General features: G+C 39.9%; 10 protein-coding genes and 2 pseudogenes. 9 read left to right on the forward strand and 3 right to left on the reverse strand.

What is annotated here, in order from left to right; all coding sequences use genetic code 11:
* The 5 genes from G322_RS0113330 to G322_RS0113355 all read left to right on the forward strand — a co-directional run.
* Positions 1-294: IS1595 family transposase (locus G322_RS0113330; RefSeq protein ID WP_022942252.1), on the forward strand; the 294-nt coding region annotated here is incomplete at its 5' end.
* A gap of 656 nt (positions 295-950) precedes the next feature.
* Positions 951-1,271, forward strand: a complete 321-nt coding sequence (tnpA, locus tag G322_RS0113340) for an IS66 family insertion sequence element accessory protein TnpA (protein ID WP_022942254.1) — start codon at positions 951-953, stop codon at positions 1,269-1,271.
* Positions 1,268-1,627: an IS66 family insertion sequence element accessory protein TnpB gene (tnpB, locus tag G322_RS0113345; RefSeq protein WP_022942255.1), complete on the forward strand. Its 360-nt coding sequence runs from the start codon at positions 1,268-1,270 to the stop codon at positions 1,625-1,627. The genes tnpA and tnpB overlap by 4 nt, the downstream gene beginning before the upstream one ends.
* A gap of 172 nt (positions 1,628-1,799) precedes the next feature.
* On the forward strand, positions 1,800-3,242 hold the full coding sequence (gene tnpC, locus G322_RS0113350) for an IS66 family transposase (protein ID WP_245542323.1): 1,443 nt from the start codon (positions 1,800-1,802) through the stop codon (positions 3,240-3,242).
* Positions 3,243-3,260: 18 nt separating this feature from the next.
* A complete protein-coding gene (locus G322_RS0113355) occupies positions 3,261-3,527 on the forward strand; it encodes a diguanylate cyclase domain-containing protein (RefSeq protein ID WP_022942257.1) in 267 nt (88 codons plus the stop codon).
* 399 nt (positions 3,528-3,926) lie between these two features.
* On the opposite strand, the gene G322_RS20830 is transcribed toward G322_RS0113355, so the two are convergent.
* Positions 3,927-5,354: an ATP-binding protein gene (locus tag G322_RS20830; RefSeq protein ID WP_022942258.1), complete on the reverse strand. Its 1,428-nt coding sequence runs from the start codon at positions 5,352-5,354 to the stop codon at positions 3,927-3,929.
* Positions 5,354-6,037, reverse strand: a complete 684-nt coding sequence (locus tag G322_RS0113365) for a response regulator transcription factor (protein ID WP_022942259.1) — start codon at positions 6,035-6,037, stop codon at positions 5,354-5,356. The genes G322_RS20830 and G322_RS0113365 overlap by 1 nt, the downstream gene beginning before the upstream one ends.
* A gap of 269 nt (positions 6,038-6,306) precedes the next feature.
* On the opposite strand from G322_RS0113365, the gene G322_RS24285 reads away from it, so the two are divergent.
* From G322_RS24285 to G322_RS22820, 3 genes and pseudogenes are all read left to right on the forward strand, one after another.
* Entirely contained in the window at positions 6,307-9,126 is a 2,820-nt protein-coding gene (locus G322_RS24285) for an alpha/beta fold hydrolase (protein WP_084683740.1), read from the forward strand.
* A gap of 281 nt (positions 9,127-9,407) precedes the next feature.
* Positions 9,408-10,724 (forward strand): hypothetical protein, encoded by a 1,317-nt coding sequence (locus G322_RS0113375; protein WP_022942260.1) that lies wholly within the window; start codon positions 9,408-9,410, stop codon positions 10,722-10,724.
* 175 nt (positions 10,725-10,899) lie between these two features.
* Positions 10,900-11,208: pseudogene (locus G322_RS22820) on the forward strand (OsmC family protein); the annotation flags it as partial.
* An 8-nt stretch (positions 11,209-11,216) separates the two neighbouring features.
* Here G322_RS22820 and G322_RS21865 read toward each other — a convergent pair.
* Positions 11,217-11,777 (reverse strand): annotated as a pseudogene (locus G322_RS21865) (IS1595 family transposase); the annotation flags it as partial.
* 84 nt (positions 11,778-11,861) lie between these two features.
* Between G322_RS21865 and G322_RS20845 the strand changes: the two are divergent.
* Positions 11,862-12,040: transposase (locus G322_RS20845; RefSeq protein ID WP_022942262.1), on the forward strand; the 179-nt coding region annotated here is incomplete at its 3' end.

Raw genomic sequence — 12,040 nt, forward strand, 5'->3', positions numbered from 1 at the left:
ACGGATAATATAACGGAAAATTCGGTATTGTGTAGTGATGGCTCATGGTCATATGTGACGATAGCCAAGCAAACAAATTGTGACCATAAGCGACTAATAAACGGTAAAGTGAGAGTAATAGATAAGGTTTACCACATCCAGACCGTGAACGGTGCAATAGCGCATTTTAAGGGTTGGGTTAACGGAAAAATGAAAGGCGTAGCAACAAAATATTTATCGAATTATCTTGCTTGGTTCAGGGAAAGCAACGCAAAGCTCAATAAACAAGAAATATTAGTCGCGGCCTATGGGTGACAACAGTGTTCTACAACAGAGCCATAAGAGTATAGGTAGAATAAACATCCTTTTTCTTAATACCTAAAATATGCTTACCTCATATTTACCTCTTTTTTCATTGCTCTGAGGGGGTAAAATACTGACATTTATCGCCTATTATGCAACTCTTTTACAAAATTACAGGTAAAAATGCAAGTCCCTGCCGCTGTTGTCTAAACCAGCTACCTCTGTTTATGATGAACTTGCCTTTATTCAAAAAAAATATATGAGGAGGTACTCGACTTTCCAGCTGTAAGCTCTTTACTATTTTCATTCTTTTTAAGAAGGTGACTGAGTATCTTTTCTATCACAACTGGAGTTCATTAGACACATCCCTGTGCCTAACCCCTGCGGGGCAGCATTCGCTGTGCAAATCAGCTTTCCTGCCGATTTGTCAATGCTTGCAATGATCTTAACCACAGCACCGCATTGATGACAGGTTTCTATCTTTATCCCAAAGACCCGTTTGAGCCTGTCGACCAGGTCTTTTATTTACGTTTTTCACTGTTTTTGGGGGGCTAGTCCCGTCCGGATTTTGATGTGCCCCCTGCTTTGTTTGTAAGCGTTCAATAAACCCCATCTAACAAAGCTACAAAATAACTGTCACTCTTTCCTTTAACTCAAAGGAAACTATTATGCATAGCAAGCCACTTACAAAAATACAGCAAGACTGGTTAGATCATGTTAATCAAGCCACTAAAAAAAACTTATCCATGTCTGCCTACGCGAAGCAAAACAACTTGGCTTTAAAAGCATTCTATAACGCACGCTCATCATTAATGCAAAAAGGAATATTGCCGTCAATAAGTCGTAATCACCTAGTCCCCCTAGCGCAATCCCTTACAAGTAACCCAAGTGTAACAACCTCTTGCCGAATCACATTATGCAATGGTGTCATTATTGAGCTTGCTGATGTTGGCATAAGCGACTTACTCAATAGCGCCAACCAGTTATGATGAGGCCTTGCAACTCGATAGAAAAAATATACCTCTGCCGTGAGCCTGTTGATTTTCGAAAAGCGATCAATGGGCTCTCTATGATGGTGGAAGAGACACTTTGCCTTGATCCGTTTTCATCACAACTGTTTGTCTTCACAAATAAAAGGCGTAACAAAATTAAAATATTGGTGTGGGATAAAACAGGCTTTATCTTGTGGCTAAAAGCACTTGATGATGCGCAATTCAAATGGCCATTAAAGGATAAAAAGGAGGTACTTTCAATTAATGGGCAACAGCTAAATTGGTTACTTGATGGTATCGATGTTTTTGCGATGAAACCCCATAAAACCTTACACTACAGCACTGTTTTGTGATGCTTTTTTAGCGTGTTTTTAGTATAATACACGCCATGAAAACGACTAATAAACAACTGCTTAAAGAGAACCAAAACCTTCAGAAATTATTACTGAAGCACAATCTCTGTTAATTGAAAAAGAACGTTTTCTCACAAAAAATGAGGCAACAATCAGTACGCTACTCGAGCAACTGAAGCTTGCACGTCATCAAAAGTTTTCACCTACCAGTGAAAAACAGAGCCCACAACAGGATGAGTTGTTTGATGAAGCAGAGCACCTAGTTAGCTCAGAATCACCCCAAGATGAGAGTATTGAAGATGAAAAAAATACTGAGTCGATCACGCCTCCCAAGAAAAAGAAACGTGGTCGCTCTGTATTACCTGCACATCTAAAACGCGTTGATATTATTCATGACTTAGCGGCGTCAGAAAAATTTTGCCCGCATGATGGGCAACCTTTGCATAAGATTGGTGAAGAAATCTCTGAGCAGTTAGAGATTATCCCTGCGAAAGTACGTGTTATCCGCCACCGTCGTTTTAAATACGCTTGTCGGTGTTGCGAACAAAGTATTCATACCGCCAACATGCCTAAGCAAGCATTTCCAAAAAGTAACGCAAGTGCAGGCACCTTGGCTTATATTGCGGTCAGTAAATACCAAGATGCATTGCCACTTTATCGATTAGAAAATATATTCAAGCGCTCAAAGGTGCATATACCCCGCAATACCATGGCGAATTGGATGATAAAACTCGGTGGAGAAACATTTACCCCGCTGATAAACCTCATGCGTGACCGATTACTTGAACAAGCGCTTATTCATTATGATGAAACGACTTATCAGGTGCTAAAAGAGGCAGGTAAAACAGCGCAATCCAAATCCTATATGTGGGTAGGGCTGGCTGGTGAGCAAGGTAAGCGCGTCGTTTTGTTTGATTATGCGCCGACACGAGCAGGCACTGTACCGACTTCATTGCTGGATGACTTTAGTGGTTATCTTGTCACGGATGATTATGGTGGATACAACGCAGTCTGTAAGGAAAATGGCATCACCCGAGTGGCTTGCTGGGCTCACGCTCGTCGAAAATTTAACGATGCGCTGAAAATACAAAAGGTGAAAACAGGCAAAGCTCAAGTTGCAATGAACTACATTGGAAAGCTTTATCGCATTGAAAAGCAGTGTGCTGAGTTATCGAATAGAGAACGACTAACAAACCGCCAAAAAGAGTCGTCTACTATTATCAACGAGATGCGAGCGTGGTTAGATAAGTCACTATTACAATCACCGAAACAATCCAAGCTGGGTGTTGCACTACACTACCTCAATAATAACTGGTCGAGATTAATTGAGTTTTTAACGGATGGCATTAGCCCATTAGATAACAATGCAGCTGAAAATGCGATTAGGCCATTTGTGATTGGGCGTAAAAACTGGCTACACTCATGCAGTGTAAAAGGAGCGCATGCTAGTGCTGCTATTTACAGCATCATTGAGACAGCTAAAGCGAATGGGCTCGACCCTTATGGTTATTTGAAACACATAATCGAACAATTACCGCTTGTTGAAAGAGTCGAGCAGGTAGAAGCTTTATTGCCATGGAATATTAACAATGAAGCGCTAACAGCTTGGGATTAATTTAGCTAGGTGGGTTAGTTGAGCGGTTACGTTATAATCATCAATAATACTGACCAGTCTAAGATAGCAATTGCTGCTAGCCGTTTTCTAGATGAGGTTAAACGATGCATTCTTATTGCACCTGATGAAACTAAACATTCTCCTTCCATTAGTATCGGTACAGTCCTTTCTGATCCATCAAGCACAATTGATGGCCTTATGGCAGTTGCAGACGAGGCTCTTTATCAAGCAAAAAAAGACGGGAGAGGTTGTTGGCGTGCGGCTCCGATTAATAAGGCGCTGTAAAATATACCTTGATTACCCTGTCCGATAAGAAAAAAATCTAAAAACCCCTCAAAAAAAACGACAAGCAGCTTCTATTGATGCTTGTGAACCTGATGCCTTAACAATCGAACGGTCCGCATTACTTACCCATGAGATGGCTCAATTTTATAGACGTTTGATACGTCGTTCAGCGCCTAACGTGCTCTGTTAAAATAAATTATTTGCCCATTATTCTGTGTCTTTTATAAGCATAGCGCATTAACTCGATTGTTATTTTCACATAAATGATCTGATCAACAGGACAGCGTAAATTTCAATCCTAGCCTAATTTATTTGTCTATAAAGGCGAAAGCCTGACAGAGAGGGTAATGAAGCGTTATTTATTTTTATTAAGCTATTTTTACCTGTGAACACTTGCTATTAAAGCTCTTTAGTAAAAGAAAACAGTGCGCCACCTAAAGAAGATTCAGAGACGACAATCTTACCGTCCATTTTTATCGCAGCTGCTTTTGCGATAGATAGGCCAAGACCTAAACCGCCGGTTTTGCGACTACGACTTTTATCCAAGCGGGCAAAAGCCATAAAGATGGTCTCTCTATCATCAATCGGGATACCAACACCATCATCTTCCACAGTGATAGACAATTGCTGATCACTATTGAAGCCAGTGACCTTAGCAGAAATGTTGATTTTTACTTGGGCATAGTTAAAGGCATTTTTAATAAAGTTATCGACTAACAACCTTAAATAGAATGGATTGGTGGTTATTTCAACTGATTCAGCAACGATTAAGCGGTACTCTTTGTTTTGGTTTTTAGCTAAAAGTTGCAGTCTGGATTCGATAAATGCCTTTACTTCAATCGTTTGAAACTGATCTACCTCACTTTCACTATTTGAAATTGAGCCGGCAACTGTTGTTGAATTTATTTTTGAATATTCAACAATCTGACTTATCAATTCATTAATGTCGACCACATAGTTATCGACATCATCAACCAGTGCCAATACATCTAACTCCGTACTTTTTCTACGAATTAACCCTGATGCTAATTGAATACGACTTAATGGTGTTCTTACTTCGTGAGGGATTGCTTGAGCAAATATATCACGCTCTTTAACATTGTCAGCGATTGCTTGTGCCATGTCATTAAAGCTATGCGCAAGCTTATCTAAAGGTTTTAGGATGTTTTCATCCGCTTTAGCCTGCATATCTCCTGAGCCAAATTTCTGGTGGGTATCAATAAGTGCGTTAATTTGGTTTTGTAGATTTTTGATTGGCCAATAAATAGCAATGCCAAGAAATAAAGAGATGATCAGTATTAATGACAGGAAGACGAAATCAACATCCTCATCATCTAATATACCTTGCAGAAAAGCTTCCGCATAGTTTTCAGAAAAGCCTTCCGGCATTTCCTCAGTAAAGTCCTCTAGCTTGAGTTCACTTCCATATTTCTCATAAATAATGAGATTACTTTTTGCGTTAGGCAGTTTAAATTCAACAAAACGCCCGCCATCAGACATTTGATAATAAAAAGTATTGTTAATACGTGTGATTAATTGGCATGAAGGACAAATATTGCTATTCAAGCTGGGATTAACGAGTTTAGCGATGAGAAAGCTATCTAACGGAAAACCAAGGGGAATAATTTGTTGCTCGGTATCAATTTGCCTTTCAGCATTAACCGCTATTTCTTTAAATATATAGTTAACCTCAAAAATAAACTCGTAAAAGTCCTCTTGATCATCATAACTGTTCATAAAGAATTTTGTTAAGGACACACTAATGATTACCGAGATAACAATAGCTAAATAAAGGCGTGAGAATAAAGAGAGCGATAACTTATTCATTAACTGACTTGCTCATGGATTAACTTATAACCTTGATTTCGTATAGTGGTGATAACTTTGTAGGGTATTTTATCATCACCTAGTTTTTTTCGTAAGGCTGATATACGCATGTCGATAGAGCGATTACTAAAATCATAATCGATGCCTCTTAGCGCCTGACAGCATTGTTCACGTGAAATAACTTTACCGGCATTTTTATGCAGTAATTTTAGCATTTCATATTCAGAGCCAGTAAGCGTTAATAACTTGCCTTGAAAGGTGACTTGATTGCTCGCGTCACTGATTGTTAACGCGGTTGCTGCTGGTGCTGCAATAGTTCGGTTGCGGCGTAATAGTGCTTCTATTCTAGCGACCAGCACATGTGGCCGTAAGGGTTTGAGCAAATAATCATCGGCGCCCATTTTTAATAGACTGACTTCACTAACGTCGTCATCACAGGCAGTAAGAATTAATATCGGCTGCTGGTAAAACTCTCGAGCCACTTTACATATTTCGATACCGCTCATGCCGGGTAACATCAAATCAAGAATAATCAACTCAGGCTTAGTATTTTTTATCGCGGCTAAGGCCAGCGCACCATCGTCAATAACGGTAACTTGATAACCTTCAGCGTCTAAATACATGGCGGTTAAGCGTGCTATTTCAGCGTCATCTTCAATAAGTAATATTCTGGTTTTGCTCATTATTTTTCTCTTCATTATGCAGTCACGATGCAAATTTAACGTAAACGTTCGCGCAATTAAAGTCTAGCTTACACGTGCTTACAAAGGCTTACTTTTGCTTACCCAAAACCTTTATTAAATCATTGATAATAACTCATCGCATTATTTTGCAAAAAAGTGTTGTAGAAAAGGTATGCAGGTAAAACGGTGCAAATAGCAGCGTTGCCACAACCAAATTATAAACAATTACGGCGCAACAATTTATTAATTAATCCTGAAGGAAATGCTCAATGGTACCAACCAATAAAACCCTTATTGCTTTAGCAATAATAACCACCAGCATATTAACGGCTTGTGGTAGTTCTGATGCTAAAAAAGCAACCACTATCACACCAACACTTGATACAGGTGTTACTCAGCCTGTTAACACATATAAAGATGTTGCATGTAAAGACATGTTGTCAGTCTCTCAGTTATCTATTTTAACCTCTGGCTCTACTTGTGGTTATCTCACAGTGCCGGAAAAACATGCTTTATATGGCAAACCAGCCTCAACAAAAAACATTGAAATTGCGGTGATTAAGTTAGCGTCTACCTCAGCCAATAAAAAATCCGATCCAGTTGTTTACCTTGAGGGTGGCCCCGGTGGTAGTGCCAGTTCAAGTCTTGGTGACATCGTTGCGGATGGTACCTTCCTCAAAAACAGGGATGTCTACTTAGTTGACCAACGTGGTACAGGTTATTCAAAACCCGCATTATTCTGTAGTGAATTTGATCAATCAGGATCAGCAGAGCAGTTAAAAGCCTGTAAAACTCGACTTGAAGCATCAGGTATTGATTTGAATGCTTATCGAAGCGTACAAAATGCGCTGGACATCATTGAATTAAGAAAAGTTTTAGCTATTTCACAATGGAATTTATATGGCATTTCTTATGGTACTCGTCTTGCGACCACCATAATGCGTGAAAATAGTGACGGTATTCGCAGTGTTATTTTAGATGGCATGTTCCCAATAGAAGTGAACGGCATCTCAGATACGCCCTGGGCAAATTATGAGTCGTTAAATCAAATAGTAAAAAACTGTGAAAATTCAGCTGACTGTCCTACTGATGAATTCAAAAGCATTATCGAAGATATAATTGCCCGTATGCACAATGAAGGCATGATGGCTCAGAGTCGAGAGTTTATTCAAATCTTGCTTGAACTTGGTACGCAGCCGGTAATCATTGATTACTTATTAGCCGTCAATGAAGATGTTAGTAAATATGCATCAGTTTTTGCAACTATGATGGCTGAGCAAGGTATCGGAGAGAGCGAAAGCACTGCACAAGAGCAAGGTGGAGCAGACAGATTTTACAACGCGATGGGTTTATCCACTATTTGCGCTGAAGAATATCCATTCTTAAATACTAGCGCGCTAACTGATGATAATAGTCAAGGTTGGTCGGCAAGCACCCAAGTTGCGGTCGCTGATATGTACCACATGGGCTTTGATAAGGCTGCTTGCAAAGCTTGGGATGTTAGCCCAGCCAACGACATTGAGACCCAAGCAGTTAGTAGTAACTTACCGGTATTAATGCTTAATGGCCGACAAGATACACAAACACCCGCAGCGTGGGGCACATTGGTTGCTCAAAATATGCCAAATGCACAAAACATTACTAACCCACAAGGTGGTCATGGACAATTATTTGCTGGCCTTAGTTGTTTTAACAGCTTGGCCGAAGCCTTTTTAGCTCAGCCAAATCAAGCGCTTGATACTAGCTGTGTCGAGGATATCCCTGAACTGACTTATGATGACGACAGTAGCGGAAATGGTGGCAATGCAGCGTTAGAGCAAGCTTTTTCAAAGAAAACTTCAGTATTTGGCATTCCTATTTATGGCACTGCACAAACCCCTGATGAAGCGATGTTACACGCCGCTAATATTATGGCGCAATACTTAGATAATGATGAAGATGGTCAACCAGATAATGCCTTGGTGGTCGAGTACATGCTTGAGCAAGGTGCCACTTTAATCATGGCTAAGGATGAAGACGAAATAGGCACCATATTTGCACAAATCCCAGAGTCGGATGCCTATCAAGATTTGTATGCCAGTGAAGTGGTTATTGCTGGTGCCGAAGGGGGCTTTGACGCCAGCCTTGAAGAAGTTTTACACCTGATCACTCATATGGGTTATGCCGGTGTTTACCCTGAAGTATTTGGTGAAAAAATCGGTTCAGACATCGCCAATGCTATGGATATCGCCCGCGGCGGTCAGTTTGAAACTATGCCAGCAAGTTATCCGGACACGGCTTGGTATACCTATGATGATGAAAGCTGTGATTATAGCTGTATGGTCACTGAATATGTGTATTGGTCATTAAGCTCTATGTTAGGGGCCCAAGTTGGCGATCAACGTTTGGCTCAAATCAATAGTGAGTGGCAGTTAAATACCTTGGAAAAAGTACAAAGTAAAGATCCAACGGTATATGCATTATTAACGGATGCTGAATATGGCTTGGCAACGTCATTGCCTGATGGCAACTACTCTGCACAAGCGTTTATTATTAAGGCAACAGAAGCTGATACCGATGAAGGTGACGGTGACGAACAAACTGCTCGTTTCACTTTTAAAAATGATGATAGCAGCTCAGATACCGTTTATATGAATGGCGTTATTGGCTCAGATACTTTAACTGTAATGCAGGCGTTATTTAATAACTACCCACAAATTACCACTTTGGTGATGCAAGATGTACCTGGCTCTATGGATGATGAAATCAATTTATTAGCATCAATGGAGCTTCGAAACCGTGGCATTAATACCCATATTCCAGCGGACGGCATGGTGGCCTCAGGCGGCAGTGATATGTTTTTAGCGGGCGTTAAACGTACTATTGCCCCAGGCGCTAAAATAGGTGTTCATTCATGGAATGATGGCAGTGGCAAGGCTGCATTAGATTACCCTAGAGAGCATCAAGCGCATGTTATCTACCTTGATTATTATAACGCTATCGGCATAACAACTGACTTTTACTGGTATACCCTTGAAGCCGCTGCAGCTGATAGTATCCATTGGATGACAGCTGAAGAAATGGTTTTATATGGCGTATTAACAAACTAACCCTTTGGTATTAATCCAGTTTACCTTATGAGTTAATAAGCTCTTTTATCACCTGTATCGTAATTCTTGCATGGCTGATAAAGGAGCTTTTTTATCAGCTAATAGCAATAGTCATAACTCATATGGATTAAGGAATATGAAACATCGAATACCTCTCACGGCATCGCTTACAAACGCTTACTTGCGCTTACCCTAAAGCTCGTTCAAATAGTGGACAATGATTTATCGGTTAACACCGAGTACTTACCTTTAATTACGTTTGAATAGTTTTGGAGAAAATAATGACCTTAATGAATAAAGGCCCTTTGGCTAACGGTTTTACAACTTCTTTTACAAAAGTTGCACTTGCCATTGTAATCAGTTCAACGTTAGTTGCATGTGGTGGTTCAAGTAGTGATAAAAAAACGACCGTTGAAGAAACAGTAACGCCTCCGGTCACGACGACGCCAACAACTACACCCACGACAACCCCAACTACCACTCCGACTAATCCGGCCAGTAATGATTTGGGCATTTCTGTAGTGCCAGATGAATTAAAGAATACTTATAGCGCGGCATTAAAATTTGACCGTTATACCAAGGTTGATACACCCAATGGTGGCGCAATTCATATTATTGCTCAAAATGAAATTACGGATAATCAAATTGTCCGTGCTCGCAGTATATTAGAACATTTTTTAAAGGATTTTCCTGGCTCTGAATATGGTGCAGATAAAAGCGAAGTTGCCAATAAAATGGCCGAAAATGGTGCGATATTATTACTGCTAAATGGCGTTGATGATGGCTCTAATGCGGCTGAAAATATTGGTGGTCAACCATTGTATTATGGTGAAATGCAAGTGGAAGGTCATAGCTGGTATATCACGCAGAATTATGACCATCGCGATGCCTCGTTCGAAGAGATTTTACATCTAGTGCATGATTACGGTATCGGCCTTGACCAAGAGGCTAAATTTACGGGTGCCTTACCAAAATTTCAAGCAGATATCCGCGCAGCACAAGTAACAGCACTATCAGGACAACTTTGGGCTTGGCCAGCAGATATGGCCGATTGGGTGGCTGAGATAACCGCTGACAATAGTTTAACACAAGAATATTTAGCGGCAGTGGTAGATAGTTATTATGGTCTTTGGGGAGCCTTTACCGGTAAATATGGTATGTGGGGAATGTATGTTGCCAAAACCCGCAGTGATATGGCTGAAAAAGACCCACAAGGTGCAGCGATAATGGCTAATCAATTTTTCCATCCATACCTTACTTATAACGCGCGCATTGATGCAAGTTTTGTTGGCGCCTTTAGCTTAACCTTTAAGCAGAGTTTATCTTATACAAACCATGCACAATACCTTAAAGATGTCACCTTAACAGGTAGCAATGACAGCAATGTGGTGGTGAACCAATTTGATAACAATATTACCGGTAATGCTGGTGTAAATACGGTGATATTTTCTGGTCAAGCAGCACAATATCAAATTACCAGTGAAAATGGTGCCGTTAAAGTACAAGACTTACAAGATGAACGCGATGGCATGAATACCTTAGTAGGGATTGAAAAGTTACAGTTTTCAGATAGCATTATTGAGGTATCTTCGCTTTAGTAAACCTCTCTTTAAAAACTTAGCCTAAATAAAGTGCTATTTCATTAAGAAATAGTGCTTTAAGCAATTTATTTCATTATTAATTAATCCAAGACTAATGGCTCGAAAAATCCGATAATTAGCGCCATTAACACCAATCTATTGATTGGCTGCATACAACTTCGGAAATATATCAATGGAAATCAAAGTTAACTTTCTCGACAACCTCAGGCTTGAAGCCAAGTTTGACGAATTCTCTGTCATCGCCGATCAGCCTATTCGCTATAAAGGTGACGGCTCAGCACCAGGTCCTTTTGATTACTTCCTAGCATCTTCGGCGCTTTGTGCAGCGTACTTTGTTAAGGTCTATTGTAATGCTCGTGATATCCCAACGGATAATATTCGTTTATCACAAAATAATATTATTGACCCAGAAGACAGATATAACCAAATCTTTAAAATTCAGGTGGAGTTGCCTGACAGTATTTCTGAAAAAGACAAAAAATTACTTGATTACCACCTTTGCTCAGCCAGCTTCAACAGGCGTTCTGGCATAGGTGGAGTTATTAAGCTTGCAAAAGCAAGTCGTTCAATCATGCTTTCTAAATTATAACGACGATTAAACTTATCGCTAAACTCTGCAAGATACCGAGGTAGATGCTTCAAGTTTATAGCATGAAAGGTACCATGCATGGCGTTTTTTACATTGCTAATCATGGTGTTTACCCATTTGAAATAAGGGATTTCAACACACTCTGTGCCTCCGCCTGTTACAATTGAAAAATGAAATACATCTGCATCACCAAGACCGTTAAAACATGCAAACCCATCTGAAACTGTTACTGATTTAGCTTTTATATGTCGTTTTTCCCAATCCGTTATTTCTTTTTTTTGAAAGCCTTTAACTACGCTGAAGCGCATAGCTACTGGATGCATCTCATCATTTAGTGATACAGCCGCAACAAGTGGGCGCTTTCCTTTTGCCCCTCGACCTTTGGTTCCCTTACGTACGCCACCCCAATATGCATCATCAATTTGAATAAAGCCTTCCAATGGTTTTTGATCATCTCGCTCTATAATGCCCCAAGAAATTTAAACGATAAAATTAATATCCTTATTCCTATTTGAGATAATATCAACCCAAATAGGAGAATTGTAATGAGCAAAAAAAGAACAACATATTCAGCTGAATTTAAAAGTCGGCTTGTGCTTGAGTTATTGGAAAATGAAAAAACAATAGCTGAAATTGCCAGTAAAAATAACATCACACCTAAAAATCTTCAGAATTGGAAAAAGATATTCTTGGATAATGCAGTGATTGCAATGGAGCCTGCTAA

Origin of the sequence: Psychromonas hadalis ATCC BAA-638, from assembly GCF_000420245.1 — a bacterium.
Classification (GTDB): Bacteria; Pseudomonadota; Gammaproteobacteria; order Enterobacterales; family Psychromonadaceae; genus Psychromonas; species Psychromonas hadalis.